The following is a 16,122-nucleotide window of genomic DNA, read 5'->3' on the forward strand; positions in this document are numbered from 1 at the left end:
GTCGCCGGCGGACAAGGAGCTGACCCACTGTGGATGAAAAGGACCTCGGCACCGACATCGAGCGGATTCTCGTCACCGAAGCACAAATCAAGCACCGGCTCGTCGAGCTGGCAGCCGACATCGACCGCGACTACGAAGGCAAGGACGTTCTGCTCGTCGGCGTGCTCAAGGGCGCGGTCATGGTGATGGCCGACCTCGCACGTGCGCTGCACTCGCCGCTGCGGATGGACTGGATGGCTGTCTCCTCCTACGGCTCGGGCACCAAGTCCTCCGGTGTCGTGCGGATCCTCAAGGACCTCGACACCGACCTCAAGGACCAGCATGTGCTCATCGTCGAGGACATCATCGACTCCGGCCTGACCCTGTCGTGGCTGCTGGCGAACCTGCGCTCGCGCGGGGCGGCCTCGGTCGAGATCTGCACGATGCTGCGCAAGCCCGAGGCCCTCAAGGTCGACATCGACGTCCGCTACGTCGGCTTCGATGTGCCCAACGAGTTCGTCATCGGCTACGGCCTCGACTACGCCGAGAAGTACCGCAACGTGCCCTTCGTCGCGACCCTGGCACCGCACGTCTACGCCTGAGCCGAGACGGCTGCCGGCCTGCCGGAGCAGGTGCGGGTGTGTTTCAGCTGCTTCCCGGAATATCCCACTAGGCTGAGCTCTTGTATCCTCAGGGGGTCACGCCTCAGCGGGCCCTGCATCCCGGCGCACCTGAGCCCTGAGCACATATGAGTCCTGGAAGGATCAATGGCAGAAACGAAGAAGAACCGCCCGACGATGAAGAAGCTGGCGCGCGGACCGCTCGTGTGGATCCTGCTGGCGATCATCATCGTCTCGATCGGCACGATGCTCATCGGCGGCGGCGGGTTCCAGCGCATCGACACCAACCAGGGCCTCAAGCTGCTCGCCGATGACAAGGTCGAGCAGGTCAAGATCATCGACAACGACCAGCGCGTCGACCTCGTGCTCACCGAGGATTTCAAGCACGAGGACAAGAACTACGGCAAGAACGTCCAGTTCTTCTATGTCGAACCCCGCGGCGACGACGTCGTCAAGGCCGTCAACGATGCCGCACCCGAAAAGGGCTACACCGATGAGGTGCCCAAGCAGGGCTGGTTCACCAGCCTGCTCATCAACCTGATCCCGTTCGTCATCATCTTCCTCGTCTTCTGGTTCCTGCTCTCCCAGATGTCAGGTGCCGGGCGCGGGATCATGAACTTCGGCAAGTCGAAGGCCAAGCTCGTCAACAAGGAGCACCCCGACGTCACCTTCGCTGACGTCGCCGGCGTCGATGAGGCGCTCGAGGAGCTTGAGGAGATCAAGGAGTTCCTCGCCGAGCCGAAGAAGTTCCAGGACGTCGGAGCGAAGATCCCCAAGGGCGTGCTGCTCTACGGCGCACCCGGCACCGGCAAGACCCTGCTGGCCAAGGCCGTGGCCGGTGAGGCCGGAGTGCCGTTCTACACGATCTCCGGTTCGGACTTCGTCGAAATGTATGTGGGTGTCGGCGCTTCGCGTGTGCGCGACCTGTTCGAGCAGGCGAAGAACAACTCACCGTGCATCATCTTCATCGACGAGATCGACGCCGTCGGCCGTCAGCGCGGCGCCGGCATGGGCGGCGGCCACGATGAGCGCGAGCAGACGCTCAACCAGCTGCTTGTCGAGATGGACGGCTTCGACGCCACCACCAATGTCATCCTCATCGCCGCGACCAACCGCCCCGATGTGCTCGATCCGGCGCTGCTGCGCCCGGGCCGCTTCGACCGGCAGGTCCAGGTCGAGGCCCCGGATATGAAGGGCCGCCAGCACATCCTGCAGGTCCACGCCCGCAACAAGCCCCTGGCACCGAATGTCGACCTCGCGATGGTCGCCAAGCGCACCCCGGGCTTCTCCGGTGCCGACCTGGCCAATGTGCTGAATGAGGCAGCCCTGCTCACCGCCCGTTCGTCGAAGACCGTCATCGATATGGAGATCATCGACGAGGCCATCGACCGGGTCATCGCAGGCCCGCAGAAGCGCACCCGCCTGATGAACGACAAGGAGCGGCTTGTCACCGCCTACCACGAGGGCGGTCACGCGCTCGTGGCGGCGGCGATGAACGACACCGATCCGGTGACGAAGGTGACGATCCTGCCGCGCGGCCGGGCGCTGGGCTACACGATGGTGCTGCCGAGCGAGGACCGCTACTCGACGACCCGCAATGAGCTGCTCGACCAGCTCGCCTACGCGATGGGCGGCCGGGTGGCTGAGGAGATCGTGTTCCACGACCCGACCACCGGTGCCTCGAACGACATCGAGAAGGCGACCTCGATCGCCCGCAAGATGGTCACCCAGTACGGCATGAGCGAGAAGCTCGGCATGGTCAAGATCGGCGATGAGTCCTCTGAGCCGTTCGCCGGCAAGGGCTACGGTCACGACGACGTCTACGCCGATCGCACGATGCAGACCATCGACGCCGAAGTCCGCACCCTCATCGACGATGCGCATGCCGACGCCTACTGGGCGCTGACGGCCAACCGCGACGTCCTCGACCGGCTCGCCTATGAGCTGCTCGACAAGGAGACCCTCGACCAGCACCAGCTGCAGGAGATCTTCGCCGAGGTGCGCAAGCGCGACAAGCGAGAGGTATGGCTCGCCCACGACGACCGGCCGGTCTCCGACCGCCCGCCGATCGAGGTGCCCCCGCGCCGCCAGACCGACGAGAGCACCCACACCGGCTCGCATGCCAGCGACCACGGCGTGCCCGGTACCCCCGGCGCGCCCGCCGGCCAGCCGGGACAGCCCGAGCAGCCGGGCGTCGGCCAGCCGCCGCAGCTGGGATACGGCCAGCCGGGCTACCCGCAGCCGGGTCACTCGCAGCCCCCGCACGACGGCCAGCCGGGCACCCCGGGACAGCCGGGACCGGCCCAGCCGCCGCAGCCCCCGCACCCCGGTCAGCCGGGCCAGCCCCCGCACGACGGCCAGCCGGGCGCCCCGGGACAGCCAGGCCAGCCGCCGCATCCGGGTGAACCCGGACAGCCCGGCTCGCAGGGCCCCTGGCAGGACGGGCGCTGAGATGGTCGACCAGCCGCGCATCGAGGCGGCGGTCCGGGAGATCCTCCTCGCGGTCGGGGAGGACCCTGACCGCGACGGCCTGCGCGACACCCCCGCCCGGGTGGCGCGCTCCTATGAAGAGGTCTTCTCCGGCCTGCACAAGGACGCCGCCGATGTCCTCAGCGTCGTCTTCGACGTCGGCTACGACGAGATGGTCCTCGTGCGCGACATCGAGATGTACTCGACCTGCGAACACCACCTCGTGCCCTTCCACGGCTCGGCCCACATCGGCTACATCCCCGGCCCAGAGGGCAAGGTGACCGGGCTGTCGAAGCTCGCCCGCCTCGTCGAGATCTACGCCCGCCGCCCGCAGGTCCAGGAACGGCTCACCAGCCAGATCGCCGATGCGATCGTCGAGCACCTCGAACCCCGCGGTGCGATCGTCGTCATCGAAGCCGAGCACCTGTGCATGTCGATGCGCGGGGTGCAGAAGCCCGGCGCGACGACGATCTCCTCAGCCGTGCGCGGCCAGCTGCGCGACGCCGCCTCCCGGGCCGAGGCGATGAGCCTCATCCTCGGCCGCTGAGCCCACCTCAAGCGAAGGAGCAGCTGATGCGCACCCAGATCATGGGCGTCCTCAACGTCACCCCCGACTCGTTCTCCGACGGCGGCCGGTGGTTCGACTTCAGCGCCGCCGTCGACCACGGCCTGCAGCTGCTCGCGAACGGCGCCGACATCATCGACATCGGCGGCGAATCGACCCGGCCCGGCAGCACCCGCGTCAGCGCCGAGGAGGAAGCCCGCCGCGTCATCCCCGTTATCAGGAAGCTCGCCGCCCAGGGCGCGGTCATCAGCATCGACACGATGCGCGCCGACATCGCCCGCCAGGCCATCGACGCCGGTGCCGCCATCATCAACGACGTCTCCGCCGGCCAAGCCGAAGCCGAGATGCTCACGGCCGCAGGCGAAGCCGGCGTGCCGATCATCCTCATGCACTGGCGCGGACTGCTCAGCGACGCGACCGCCCGCTACCACTACGACGACGTCGTCGCCGAAGTCCAAGCCGAGCTCACCGAACGCATCGACGCCGCCCGCGCCGCCGGTGTCGCCGATGAGGACATCATCATCGACCCCGGCATCGGGTTCTCGAAGAACGCCGAGCACAACTGGCAGCTGCTCGCCCAGATCGAACGCTTCACCGAACTCGGCCCCCGCCTGCTCGTAGCCGCCAGCCGCAAACGCTTCCTCTCCACCCTGCTCGGGGCCGACCAGCCTTCCGACATCCCGGTCGCCGACCGCGACGCCGCCACCGCGGCGATCACCGCGCTCTCCGCACACGCAGGCGCCTGGGCCGTGCGCGTGCACGAACCGCGCGCCTCCCTCATCGCCGCTCAGGTCGCCGAGGCGATCAGCGCCCACCGCCCCCGCACCCGCCCGCTGCCCCTCGACCTGCCGGAGACCCCAGCCACCGCCTCGGGCACGGGCAGCGAACACCGGCCCTCCTGGCCGACCTGAGCGCACAGCGCGAAACCGCCGGGCGCAGTACGGTAGAGACCAACGACGACACGACAGGGAGACACAGTGGCCGACCGCAGGCGCGCAGGCGACGCCATCACACTGACCGGGCTGACGGTCTACGGCTACCACGGCGTGTTCGACTTCGAGCGCCGCGAAGGCCAGAACTTCATCGTCGACGTCACCCTGCACACCGACACCCGGGCCGCAGCCGCCTCCGATGCGCTCATCGACACCGCCGACTACGGCACACTGGCCGAGGACATCGCCGCGATCATCGCAGGTGAGCCGCTCAACCTCATCGAAACTCTCGCCGAGCGCATCGCCGAGCACTGCCTCACCGTCGCCGCGCGCGCCACCGTCACCGTGCACAAACCCGCCGCCCCCGTGCCGGTCGCCTTCGACGACGTCAGCGTCACCATCACCCGTCCCGCATCCGAGGCACCGGCCGGCTGGCTGCCGGACACCGGCCCCGAGGCGCCGGGCGCCGGCGCAGAGACCGCCGGCTTACAGGCGGTGCTCGGGCTCGGCGCCAACCTCGGCCAGCCGCTCGAGGCGCTGCGCGCAGCGCTCAGCGCACTTGACGCCCACCCGGACATCAGCGTCGATGCCGCCTCGACGGCCTTCGCGACCAAGCCGGTCGGCGGGATCGACCAGCCCGACTTCACCAACGCGGTCGCGATCGTGACGACCGAGCTGAGCCCGCTGCAGCTGCTCGGCGTGTGCCAGGGCATCGAACTGGCCCACGGGCGGACCCGCGAGATCCGCTGGGGCCCGCGCACCCTCGACATCGACCTCATCCGCTGCAGCCGGCCCGGCGCCCTCGACGACGCGGCCGCCGAGATCACCTGCGAGACCGGCCAGCTCGTGCTGCCCCACCCCAGGGCAGCCGAACGCGCCTTCGTGCTCGCCCCCTGGGCGCAGCTGCGTCCCGCGGCCACGGTGACCACCGCCTCGGGCACGGTGCCGATCACCACCGCACTCACCCGCGCCGATGACGGCGGCGGACTGCGCGATACCGGCGAGGCGATCGGGCCATGACGCAGACGAAACCGGCTCAGCTGCTGACCTGGGGAGTGCTCGGCATCATCGCGGCACTGGGCTTCAACTACATCTGGGAGTCCCTCGGCCAAGCGCTGCCGGGGCTGCCGTGGCCGGCGATCCTCGGCATGCTCGCACTGTCGATCGTGCTGCTCATCCTCGGCTGGCCGATCAAGAAGTGGAACGACGGCGACCGCACCAAGGAACTCGACCACGTCAGGGCCGCCCGCGTGGCGATGATGGCCAAGGCCGCGGCACTGGCCGGGTCGCTGCTGACCGGCTGGTACCTCGGCGGCACCATGTACCTCGTCGTCAGCGCCGCCGGCGTGCGCGCCGAACAGGCCGGCGGGATGCTGCTGGCCGTCGCAGCCGCCGCCATCGTCATGGTCGTCGGACTCGTCGTCGAATCCTTCTGCCAACTCCCACCCGACGACACCGCAGGAGCAGATACCGCATGAGCACCCCCGCCCCGCCCCCGCAGCCACCCCGCCAGCCGGAGCCCCAGCCGCAGCGGGAACCCCAGCCACAGCAGCGCGCCGCGCAGCCAGGCCCCCTGCCCCCGCCCGAGGCCGGGGTCGCCTTCCAGCCGGTGGACCGCCGGTACGCCTACGCCCGGCTGCTGACCGAGAGCACCTTCCTGCTCGTCGCACTCATCGTCGTCCTCGTCGTCGGCATCCTGTTCTGGAAGCCGCTGCTGTGGATCGGACTGCCGGTCATCGCCGCCTGGGCGATCTTCGCCGTGTGGCTCATCTTCCGGCAGACCAGGGCCCTCGGCTACGCCGAACGCGCCTCCGACCTGCTCGTGCGCCACGGCATCATGTTCCACACCACCTCCGTGGTGCCCTACGGCCGACTGCAGTACGTCGAGGTGTCCTCCGGGCCGATCGAGCGGATGTTCGGTCTGGCCGGCGTCGAACTGCACACCGCCTCAGCCTCGACCGATGCGACGATCCCCGGCCTGCCGCGTGCCGAGGCCGAACGGCTGCGCGATGAGCTGGCCACCCGCGGTGAGTCCCAGCTGGCAGGACTGTGATGGACCAGCCCGCACCCGGCCAGCCTGAGGGCGCACAGCCCGAGAGCGCACAGTCCGAGAGCGCCCAGCCTGCCAGCGCACAGTCTGACAGCCCCCTGCCGCCGGCCGTCGACGCCGCGACCGGTGACGCCGGCTGGAAGCGCGTCCACCCGCTGACACCGGCGATCAACCTCATCGCCGTGTTCCTCGCGATGATCGCCGGCCTCATCGCCTTCGGCCAGTCCGTCATCGACGATGTCATCGCAGCGATCCGCGAGGGCCGCACCCCGGACATGGGCTTCTTCGCCTGGCTGGGGGAGAACCGGCTGCTGTGGGTCGCCGCGGCGGTCGTCGCGTTCTTCCTCATCGCCGGGCTCATCAACTACCTGCTGTGGCGGGCGATGAGCTACCGCGTCGACGACGAGGCCGTCTACCTGCGCGAAACCCTCATCAGCCGCAAGCTGCGCTCCGCCCGCCTCGACCGCGTCCAGTCCATCGACGTCTACCAGAAGATCGTCCCGCGCCTCTTCGGATTGGCCGGCCTCGTCTTCGACGTCGCCGGCGGCTCGGACTCGAAGATCGAGATCGCCTACCTGACCCGCAGCCAGGCCGAGACCCTGCGCGCTGACATGCTCACCCGCGTGCGGGCGGCAAAGCAGCGCACCGCGCCCGAGGCGCCGGGCACCCGCGCAGGCGAGCCCACCCCAGCTGAGGGGCCCGGTGACGGCCGGGCGAGCACCGCCTCGGGCACGGGCGAGGGGACCGCGATCGCCCAGCCCGGCGTCCACGCCCGCGAGCTGCGCACCGGCGACACGCTCGGCGCCCGCGTCATGCGCGCCGTCCACGGAGCCGCCGGCGAGGTCACCGCCGATGCCGAGCAGACCCTCGATGAGGTCCTGGCCCCCTACCGGGTGGCAGCTCGCACCGATGCCGAGGGGCGGATCCTCAGGATCCCCGCCCACATCGTCATCCTCTCCCAGCTGTTCACGCTCGGGATGATCGTCACGGTCGTGCTGCTGGCCGCAGCGGTGGGATTCTTCACGATCATGACGGTGTTCTTCCCCGGCCAAATCAGTCTGACGGTCGGGCTGAGCTTCCTGCCGGTGGTGTTCGGGCTGTTCGCCGCTGTGCGCAGCACGTTCACCAACGCGAACTTCTCCGCCAGCCTGTCCGAGGACGGACTGCAGGTGGCCCGCGGACTGCTCTCGACGTCTCGGCGCACGATCCGCCTCGAACGCATCCAGGCGGTGCGGATGAGCCAGCCGCTGCTGTGGCGGCTCACCGGCTGGTGGAAGGTCGAATTCAACATGGCCGGCGGGGAGACCGGCGACGGGGACGGCGACAATGTGCTGCTGCCGGTCGGCAGCCGTGAGCAGGCGCTCATGATGCTCGCCCTCGCCCTGCCCGACCCGCAGCCGGCCGAGGGCATCGATGCGCACACCCTTTTCGCCGCGGCGATGTACGCCGACCGGGCAGCAGACATCACCGACACCGACCCAGCCGCCCTCAGCGCCGTCGAGCAGCGCTTCGTCCGCCAGCCGGCCTCCAGCCGGTGGCTCGACCCGCTGACCTATCGGCGCAACGGGTGGACGGTGACCGGCTCGATGCTCATCATCCGCTCCGGCTGGTTCATCCGCCAGGTCACCTGCACCCCGCACGCCCGCGTGCAGTCGATGCGCTGGCACCAGGGACCCCTTCAGCGCCGCTTCGACCTCGCCAGCATCAACCTCGACTCCACCGCCGGGCCGATCGCCGCCTGCGTGCTGCACCAGTCGATCCCGGTCAGCTGGCAGTTCTTCTTCGACCATGCCGAGCGCACCCGGTCCGCTCGCGCGGTCCTCGACGGGCGGGCACCGGCAGCAGCACAGCAGCTGGTCGGACAGGAGCTGGTCGGACAGCGGCTGGGCGGACAGCAGCTGACCGGACAGCACACACCACCCCAGCACGAAGAAGGAGGAACGCGGTGAACCATGAGGACCAGACCCGGCTGGGCATCGGCATCGTTGGCTGCGGACGCGTCGGCGCGGTGATGGGCAACGCGCTGCGCGCCGCCGGCCACGCGATCATCGGCACCACCGCCTCCTCCCAGGCATCCCGCGACCGGGCCGAGGCGATGCTGCCTGAGGTGCCGATCCTCGAGGTCGAGACCCTCGTCGAACGCGCCGAACTCGTCCTGTTCACCGTCAGCGACGATGTGCTGCCCGAGCTCGTGGCCGGGCTGGCGAAGCTCGGCTGCTTCACACCCGGCCAGATCGTCATGCACTGCGCAGGCATGTACGGCACCGAGGTGCTCGGCCCGGCCGCTGCCTCCGGGGCCTTCGCGATCGCCCTGCACCCGTCCCTGTCGTTCACCGGCACCTCCGTCGACCTGCCCCGGCTGCGGGAGGCGACGATCGCAGTGACCGCGGCCAAGGCGGTGCTGCCGATCGGCCAGGCGCTCGTCGTCGAGATCGGCGCCGAACCGATCATCGTCGCCGAAGCCGACCGGGCGCTCTACCACGCCGCCATCGCCCATGCCGCCAACCACACCGTCGCCACCCTCAGCCAGTCACTCGACGTGCTCACCAGCCTCGGCATCGAGGACCCTGCCCGCGTGCTGCGCTCGCTGGTCGAGGCGAGCGTGTCGAACACCCTGCAGGCCGGGCCCTCGGCACTGACCGGGCCGGTCAGCCGCGGCGACACCGGCACGGTCGCCGCCCACCTCGACGCCTTAGCCGAATACAGCGTCGCTGCCGGCTCCCTCGACGTCGCCGACGCCTACACCGCGATGGCCAAGGCGACGATCGCGCGGGCGCTGACCAACGGCACCATCACCACCGAGCAGGCCCGGGCCATGCACGAGCTGCTGACCGAACGCGACTGACGCCTCGGCAGCGGAGCCGGCAGCCGGTCAGCCGAACCTGTGGATTCGTTGACAGGCGGGCGCACTTAGTACCCTGGATGCATGCCAGAGAACGTCACGGCACCGGCTGGTGCGCCCGAAGAGACCCCAGAACACCTCGACCCCGAACAGCAGCGCATCCGCAAGGAGAAGCGCGCCCGGCTGCTCGAGTCCGGTCAGCAGGCGTACCCGGTCACCGTCGAACGCACCCACACGCTTGCCGAGGTGCGCGCCGCCCACCCGAATCTCGAACCCGGCGAGGAGACCGAGGACGTCGTCGGCGTGGCCGGCCGCGTCGTGTTCGTGCGCAACACCGGCAAGCTGTGCTTCGTCACCCTGCAGTCCGGCGACGGGACCCGCCTGCAGGGGATGCTCTCGCAGAAGATCGTCGGCGCTGAGCGCCTGGAGGACTGGAAGTCCGACGTCGACCTGGGCGACCACGTGTTCCTGCACGGCCATGTCATCAAGTCCAAGCGCGGTGAGCTCTCCGTCATGGTCGACGAGTGGGCGATCGCAGCCAAGGCGCTGCGCCCGCTGCCGGCGCTGCACACCGAGCTGACCGACGAGACGCGGATCCGCCAGCGCTACCTCGACCTCATCACCCGCGAGCAGGCGCGCACCACCGTGCAGACCCGGTCGAACATCATGAAGTCGCTGCGCGCCACCTTCGACGACGCCGGCTTCACCGAAGTCGAGACGCCGATGCTGCAGACGCTGCACGGGGGAGCGGCGGCCCGGCCGTTCCGCACGCACATGAACGCCTACGACATCGACCTGTTCCTGCGCATCGCCCCGGAGCTGTACCTCAAGCGCGCTGTCGTCGGCGGGCTGGAGAACGTCTTCGAGATCAACCGCAATTTCCGGAACGAGGGTGCCGATTCCACTCATTCCCCGGAATTCGCCATGCTGGAGGCCTATCAGGCGTACGGCGATTACCATTCGATTGCCAAGCTCACCCAGGAGCTCATTCAGAATGCCGCCAAGGACGCTGTCGGATCGCTCACCGTCACCCTGTCCGACGGCACCGAATACGACTTCGGCGGCGACTGGGCTGTCGTGAGCATGTACGAATCGCTGTCCGAGGAAGTCGGGCGCGCGGTGACCCCGGACACGAGCATCGACGAGCTTGCCGCGATCGCCGATGAGCACAATGTCGATCTCGCAGGCGTATTCCGCTCGCACGGCAAATACGTCGAAGAGCTGTGGGAGCACTTCTATTCCGACCGCCTGTGGGCGCCGACATTCGTCGTCGATTTCCCCGTCGACACCTCACCGCTGGTGCGCGCCCACCGGGAGAAGCCCGGCGTGGTGGAGAAATGGGATCTCTATGTGCGCGGCTTCGAACTGGCCACCGGCTACTCCGAGCTCGTCGACCCGGTCGTGCAGCGCGAGCGCTTCGAAGCCCAGGCCAAGGACGCCGCCCGCGGCGACGATGAGGCGATGCGCCTGGACGAGGACTTCCTCATGGCCATGGAATACGGCATGCCGCCCAGCGGTGGAATGGGCATGGGAATCGACCGGCTCATCATGGCGCTCACCGGCCTGGGAATCCGCGAGACCATTCTCTTCCCATTCATCAAGCCGATTGAGAATTGAGCCCAGCCGGGCGGATGAAAAGCCAATGCACATTGACTTCGGCGACCGGGAGCTGAACGATATTCATGTGATTCACACGCGGACATTGTCGATAAAGATATGCAAAAGAGCCGTTAAGGGTTAGGATCAGTTGTGGAATACATCAAAGTCCTTCTGCCATCGCTGTGTGTGGCGCTGCTGTTCTGGTACGTTATCCGTGCCATCATCCGCGCCGACAGCATCGAACGGCGGGAAATGGACCGGTATTACGCCGATCTAGAAGATTCGGATAAACAGGGCGGCCACCGCCCGGGCGAATCCGCTGCTGCAGCGCCGAACACGGTGACAGAGACAGAACCTGCACCTGAATCCGGCCCCGCGAACCGGGATGCAGAGGGCACCTCGCCTCAGTGATCAGCATCGACGAAAGGCTCTTATGGCACGCGAAATGAAGCTTGTGCTCACCGACGACTTCGACGGCACGGACGCAGCCGAGACAGTCTCGTTCTCCATCGACCAGGGACACTACGAAATCGAGCTCTCGAGTGAGAACGCAGCCAAGCTGCGTGAGGCCCTCGCGCCGTTCATCGAGCGCGCCCGCCGGGTCGCCAACCCGGCCCGCGGCGCCCGCGGCGGCACCGGACGCAGCCGCCGCTCGGCAGGTTCGCGCGCAGACACCCCCCAGATCCGCAAGTGGGCCCAGGACAAGGGCTACGAGGTCTCCGACCGCGGCCGGATCCCCAGCGAGATCATCGAGGCCTACGACAACGCCCACTGACCCCAGGCCAGCCGCACCCGGCATGCCGACCTGAGCACCGCCTCGGGACCGGAGCCTGACACCAGCGGGCCCAGCCATTCCGGCTGGGCCCGCTGCGCTGTTCCCGGGGCAGATTCCCAGCCGAACCGCACTGAATTTCGCCATGAGCCGAATGGCGTTCGGCTGACGGCGAAACGGCAATAAATCCGGCGCCGCCTTGGTTAGAGTCAGAGGAATCGACAGACCGAGGAGGGCAAATGTTTGAGCGGTTTACGGATCGTGCCCGTCGCGTAGTGGTGCTTGCGCAGGAAGAGGCAAAGATCCTCAAGCACAACTACATCGGCACGGAGCACATCCTGCTCGGCCTCATCCACGAGGGTGAGGGCATCGCAGCAAAGGCTCTGGAAGGTATGGGCATCTCACTCGAGCAGGTGCGCGACCAGGTCACCGAGATCATCGGCCAGGGCCAGCAGGCCCCCAGCGGCCACATCCCATTCACCCCACGGGCCAAGAAGGTCCTGGAGCTCAGCCTGCGCGAAGCACTGCAGCTGGGCCACACCTACATCGGCACCGAGCACATCCTGCTCGGCCTCATCCGCGAAGGCGAAGGCGTAGCCGCCCAGGTGCTCGTCAAGCTCGGCGCGGACCTGGCGCGCGTGCGCCAGGAAGTCATCAAGCTCATCTCCGGCTACCAGGGCAAGGAACCGGTCGGCGCGACCAGCGGCGGCCGCGAAGAGGGAACCCCCTCCGGCTCGCTCGTGCTCGACCAGTTCGGCCGGAACCTCACCGCTGCCGCCCGTGAGGGCAAGCTCGACCCGGTCATCGGCCGCACCGAGCAGATGCAGCGGGTCATGCAGGTGCTCTCGCGCCGCACGAAGAACAACCCCGTCCTCATCGGTGAGCCCGGCGTCGGCAAGACCGCCGTCGTTGAGGGCCTGGCCCAGGCGATCGTGCGCGGCGACGTGCCTGAGATCCTCGAGGACAAGCAGCTCTACACGCTGGATCTCGGTTCGCTCGTGGCCGGCTCGCGCTACCGCGGCGACTTCGAGGAACGGCTGAAGAAGGTGCTCAAGGAGATCCGCACGCGCGGCGACATCATCCTGTTCATCGACGAGATCCACACGCTCGTCGGCGCCGGCGCCGCTGAAGGCGCGATCGACGCCGCCTCGATCCTCAAGCCGATGCTCGCCCGCGGTGAGCTGCAGACGATCGGTGCGACGACCCTCGATGAGTACCGCAAGAACATCGAGAAGGACGCGGCTCTCGAACGCCGCTTCCAGCCGATCCAGGTCCCGGAGCCGACCCTGTCGGATGCCATCAAGATCCTCAAGGGTCTGCGGGACCGCTACGAGTCCCACCACAAGGTCACGATCACCGATGCCGCACTGGCCGCAGCGGTGAACCTCTCCGACCGCTACGTCAACGACCGGTTCCTGCCGGACAAGGCGATCGACCTCATCGACGAGGCCGGAGCGAAGCTGCGCATCTCGCGGCTCTCAGCCCCGCCGGAGCTCAAGGAGCTCGACGAGAAGATCGCTGAGGCCCGCCAGCGCAAGGAAGCTGCGATCGACAAGCAGAACTTCGAGCTGGCAGCCGACGAGCGCAACACCGAGATGCAGCTGCAGGCCGAGAAGGACAAGGCTGAGAAGGAATGGCGCTCGGGCAAGAAGGACCAGTCGGCGATCGTCGATGAGGAGCTCATCGCCGATGTGCTCGCTTCGGCGACCGGCATCCCGATCTTCAAGCTCACCGAGGAGGAGTCCTCCAGGCTGCTGCGGATGGAAGACGAGCTGCACAAGCGCATCATCGGGCAGAACGATGCGATCAAGTCGGTCTCGCGTGCGATCCGCCGCACCCGTGCCGGCCTGAAGGACCCGAAGCGCCCGTCCGGTTCGTTCATCTTCGCCGGCCCGACCGGCGTCGGCAAGACCGAGCTGGCCAAGGCGCTGGCGGAGTTCCTGTTCGGTGACGAGTCTGCGCTCATCTCGCTTGACATGAGTGAGTTCTCCGAGAAGCACACCGTTTCGCGGCTGTTCGGTTCGCCTCCGGGCTACGTCGGCTACGAAGAGGGTGGTCAGCTGACCGAGAAGGTCCGCCGCAAGCCGTTCTCCGTCGTGCTCTTCGATGAGGTCGAGAAGGCGCACAGCGACATCTTCAACTCGCTGCTGCAGATCCTCGAAGACGGCCGCCTGACCGACTCGCAGGGTCGTGAGGTCGACTTCAAGAACACGATCATCATCATGACGACGAACCTCGGCACCCGCGACATCGCCAAGGGCCAGCAGATGGGCTTCCAGGTCGAGGGCGACACGACGACGAACTACGAGCGCATGAAGCAGCGCGTGAACGAAGAGCTCAAGCAGCACTTCCGTCCGGAGTTCCTCAACCGTGTCGATGACACGATCGTGTTCCCGCAGCTGAAGAAGGAGGAGATCGTCCGGATCGTCGATCTGTTCCTCGCACGCCTCGACGAGCGGATGGCCGACCAGGGCATGCGCATCGAGCTGACCCAGAAGGCCAAGGACACGCTCGCCGACCGCGGCTACGATCCGGTGCTCGGTGCGCGTCCGCTGCGCCGCACCATCCAGCAGGAGATCGAGGACCAGCTCTCCGAGCGGATCCTGTTCGACGAGCTGCGTTCCGGTCAGACGGTCTACGTCGACGTCGAAGGCGAGGGCACCGATGCGGTGTTCACCTTCCGCGGCGTCGAGGAGGATCGCGCCCCGGTGAAGGTCGGTGCGGACTCGGCTGAGGACGAGGAGGGCACGGGAGCCATTCCCGAGGCGGACACCGCCAATGCCGCTGCCGCCCGGTCCGACGACACGCCCGATGAGGGAGGTCAGGCGCAGGCCGAATCGGCCGGCACTCAGGAGCTGTAAGCCGCAGGGTTGAGCTCTGCAGGCAGCGAGAAGGGGCTGGTGGATGATTCCACCAGCCCCTTTCGCCTACCCGCGCAGCTATCGTCCGTTGCGACTCTGCCGGTGGTGGGCGATCAGTACCCGCTGTCCTCCTCGACGCTGATGACCACCTTGCCATCGACGATCTCGGCGGTGCCGGAGACGTCGAAGCTCACGGTGTTGTCATAACTTTCCGAATCCCCGAACAGGCTGTACCTGCCGGTGATGAGCGCGGATCCGGTGGACTCCGAGGTGATGCGCCACTTCGAGCCGTCGCTCGGCTCGGAGTCGCCGTAGCCGAACCCGTAGCCGCCGCTGTCGCTCAGGCTGATGTCCGGGTACTCCTCAATCGACCACTTGACGTTCGTGACATCGGAGTAGCTTGCCGACCGGGAGCCGAACGGGCAGCCGGCCGGCTCGGTCTCCGCCTTCCCGGCACACGAGTCGAGCAGGCTGCGCACCTGCTTGTTGACCTCATCGGTGAACGCCTGCGTGGGAGCGGCCTCCAGGATCGGCAGCTCCCCGCCGGCTTCCTCTGCGGAGGTGCCTTCGAAGAATGCCCGCGTCTGCACCTCATCGGCGTCCAGATAGTCCGACGAGTCGGCGAGGCTGACAGTATAGAGCGCCGGGAAGGCCGGCAGACTGAGCATGCCGTCGGCTGTCGGGACGGTCACGCCGTTGACGTTGACCTGGTTGAGGTTCGGGGTCTCGACGACGACGCGGCCGAGGCTCGGCGAGGCCAGTCGCCAGTCGTTGAAGAAGATCCCGCGTTTGCCGACTTTGCGCACGTCGATCTTGACGTCGCTCTTCGAACCGCCGAGGTCGAACTCGGCGGTCACGACGGCGGTGTCGCCGTCGACCTCGGTGTCGGTGATCGAGATGCTGTCCGGGCGCGCGGCGGCGCTGCTGAGCACCTCGTTGGTCAGCAGCGTGCGCTCCTCGACCGGCACATCGACATCGGCCAGGGCGAGTGCCCCCTCGGCGTCGCCGCTGGAGAGCTTCGACAGGTAGGAGCGCACCACCCCGTCGGGGCCGTAGAACCGTGAGTTGATCTGCCCGACGGCGATGATGCTGGCGATGAGGGCGAGCACAAGCGCTCCGGCGGCGATGCCCCAGATCTTGGCTCTGCGCCGGTCGATCGGCTGCGGTGGGCCCATCGGCGCGGCCGCGTATCCCGGCGGCGGGGCCGCCCCGGGAGGCGGCATCGCCCCGACGGGCATGGCGTTCGGTGGCGGCGGGGTGGCCTGCACCGGACCCGAGGCGGTCGGCGGGGCGCTCGGCGGAGGCGGGGCGCTCGGCGGTGGTGGGGCTGCCGGCCCGCCGGGGGCTGCCGCTCCGCCTAGATGATTGATTCCAAGGGTTCAGTGGTCGTACGCGGTCAGTGACCGGAGTACCGGCTGTCCGGTCTTCTGGTT

At 68.0% G+C, this 16,122-nt stretch carries 14 protein-coding genes; 13 read left to right on the forward strand and 1 reads right to left on the reverse strand.

Annotated elements, in window-relative coordinates; genetic code table 11:
• The first annotated feature begins 29 nt into the window (after positions 1-29).
• The 13 genes from hpt (at position 30) to H9634_RS07335 (ending at position 14,689) form a co-directional block, all read left to right on the forward strand.
• Positions 30-581: a hypoxanthine phosphoribosyltransferase gene (hpt, locus tag H9634_RS07275; RefSeq protein WP_102161284.1), complete on the forward strand. Its 552-nt coding sequence runs from the start codon at positions 30-32 to the stop codon at positions 579-581.
• A gap of 165 nt (positions 582-746) precedes the next feature.
• Positions 747-3,050 (forward strand): ATP-dependent zinc metalloprotease FtsH, encoded by a 2,304-nt coding sequence (gene ftsH / locus H9634_RS07280; RefSeq protein WP_191726025.1) that lies wholly within the window; start codon positions 747-749, stop codon positions 3,048-3,050.
• A 1-nt stretch (position 3,051) separates the two neighbouring features.
• Entirely contained in the window at positions 3,052-3,615 is a 564-nt protein-coding gene (folE, locus tag H9634_RS07285) for a GTP cyclohydrolase I FolE (RefSeq protein WP_191726026.1), read from the forward strand.
• Positions 3,616-3,641: 26 nt separating this feature from the next.
• Positions 3,642-4,544 (forward strand): dihydropteroate synthase, encoded by a 903-nt coding sequence (gene folP, locus H9634_RS07290; protein ID WP_191726027.1) that lies wholly within the window; start codon positions 3,642-3,644, stop codon positions 4,542-4,544.
• 66 nt (positions 4,545-4,610) lie between these two features.
• Entirely contained in the window at positions 4,611-5,585 is a 975-nt protein-coding gene (gene folK / locus H9634_RS07295) for a 2-amino-4-hydroxy-6-hydroxymethyldihydropteridine diphosphokinase (RefSeq protein ID WP_191726028.1), read from the forward strand.
• Positions 5,582-6,043: a DUF3180 domain-containing protein gene (locus tag H9634_RS07300; protein ID WP_175293131.1), complete on the forward strand. Its 462-nt coding sequence runs from the start codon at positions 5,582-5,584 to the stop codon at positions 6,041-6,043. Before folK ends, H9634_RS07300 begins: the two co-directional genes overlap by 4 nt.
• Entirely contained in the window at positions 6,040-6,618 is a 579-nt protein-coding gene (locus H9634_RS07305; RefSeq protein ID WP_191726029.1) for a PH domain-containing protein, read from the forward strand. The genes H9634_RS07300 and H9634_RS07305 overlap by 4 nt, the downstream gene beginning before the upstream one ends.
• The gene (locus H9634_RS07310; RefSeq protein ID WP_191726030.1) at positions 6,618-8,564 is read left to right on the forward strand and encodes a PH domain-containing protein; all 1,947 of its coding nucleotides are present in this window, start codon (positions 6,618-6,620) and stop codon (positions 8,562-8,564) included. The genes H9634_RS07305 and H9634_RS07310 overlap by 1 nt, the downstream gene beginning before the upstream one ends.
• Positions 8,561-9,460: a Rossmann-like and DUF2520 domain-containing protein gene (locus H9634_RS14870; RefSeq protein ID WP_191726031.1), complete on the forward strand. Its 900-nt coding sequence runs from the start codon at positions 8,561-8,563 to the stop codon at positions 9,458-9,460. Before H9634_RS07310 ends, H9634_RS14870 begins: the two co-directional genes overlap by 4 nt.
• Before the next feature lie 81 nt (positions 9,461-9,541).
• A complete protein-coding gene (gene lysS, locus H9634_RS07320) occupies positions 9,542-11,074 on the forward strand; it encodes a lysine--tRNA ligase (protein WP_191726032.1) in 1,533 nt (510 codons plus the stop codon).
• 132 nt (positions 11,075-11,206) lie between these two features.
• Positions 11,207-11,467 (forward strand): hypothetical protein, encoded by a 261-nt coding sequence (locus H9634_RS07325; RefSeq protein ID WP_191726033.1) that lies wholly within the window; start codon positions 11,207-11,209, stop codon positions 11,465-11,467.
• Between the two features lie 22 nt (positions 11,468-11,489).
• Positions 11,490-11,831 (forward strand): histone-like nucleoid-structuring protein Lsr2, encoded by a 342-nt coding sequence (locus tag H9634_RS07330; protein ID WP_191726034.1) that lies wholly within the window; start codon positions 11,490-11,492, stop codon positions 11,829-11,831.
• Between the two features lie 236 nt (positions 11,832-12,067).
• Positions 12,068-14,689 carry an ATP-dependent Clp protease ATP-binding subunit gene (locus tag H9634_RS07335; RefSeq protein WP_191726035.1) on the forward strand — a complete coding sequence of 874 codons (2,622 nt, stop codon included), beginning with the start codon at positions 12,068-12,070 and terminating at the stop codon, positions 14,687-14,689.
• A 113-nt stretch (positions 14,690-14,802) separates the two neighbouring features.
• Here H9634_RS07335 and H9634_RS07340 read toward each other — a convergent pair whose 3' ends face one another.
• Entirely contained in the window at positions 14,803-15,864 is a 1,062-nt protein-coding gene (locus H9634_RS07340; RefSeq protein WP_191726036.1) for a zinc ribbon domain-containing protein, read from the reverse strand.
• Between the last annotated feature and the right edge of the window lie 258 nt (positions 15,865-16,122).

Origin of the sequence: Brevibacterium gallinarum, assembly GCF_014836885.1 — a bacterium.
Classification (GTDB): domain Bacteria; phylum Actinomycetota; class Actinomycetes; order Actinomycetales; family Brevibacteriaceae; genus Brevibacterium; species Brevibacterium gallinarum.

Excerpts from the sequence above, each read along its gene's own strand:
- H9634_RS07305 (WP_191726029.1), top strand. The coding sequence starts at position 6,040 with ATGAGCACCCCCGCCCCGCCCCCGCAGCCACCCCGCCAGCCGGAGCCC.
- H9634_RS07310 (WP_191726030.1), top strand. The coding sequence starts at position 6,618 with ATGGACCAGCCCGCACCCGGCCAGCCTGAGGGCGCACAGCCCGAGAGC.
- lysS (WP_191726032.1), top strand. The coding sequence starts at position 9,542 with ATGCCAGAGAACGTCACGGCACCGGCTGGTGCGCCCGAAGAGACCCCA.
- folP (WP_191726027.1), top strand. The coding sequence starts at position 3,642 with ATGCGCACCCAGATCATGGGCGTCCTCAACGTCACCCCCGACTCGTTC.
- H9634_RS07330 (WP_191726034.1), top strand. The coding sequence starts at position 11,490 with ATGGCACGCGAAATGAAGCTTGTGCTCACCGACGACTTCGACGGCACG.
- H9634_RS07335 (WP_191726035.1), top strand. The coding sequence starts at position 12,068 with ATGTTTGAGCGGTTTACGGATCGTGCCCGTCGCGTAGTGGTGCTTGCG.
- ftsH (WP_191726025.1), top strand. The coding sequence starts at position 747 with ATGGCAGAAACGAAGAAGAACCGCCCGACGATGAAGAAGCTGGCGCGC.
- folE (WP_191726026.1), top strand. The coding sequence starts at position 3,052 with ATGGTCGACCAGCCGCGCATCGAGGCGGCGGTCCGGGAGATCCTCCTC.
- H9634_RS07340 (WP_191726036.1), bottom strand. The coding sequence starts at position 15,864 with ATGGGCCCACCGCAGCCGATCGACCGGCGCAGAGCCAAGATCTGGGGC.
- H9634_RS07300 (WP_175293131.1), top strand. The coding sequence starts at position 5,582 with ATGACGCAGACGAAACCGGCTCAGCTGCTGACCTGGGGAGTGCTCGGC.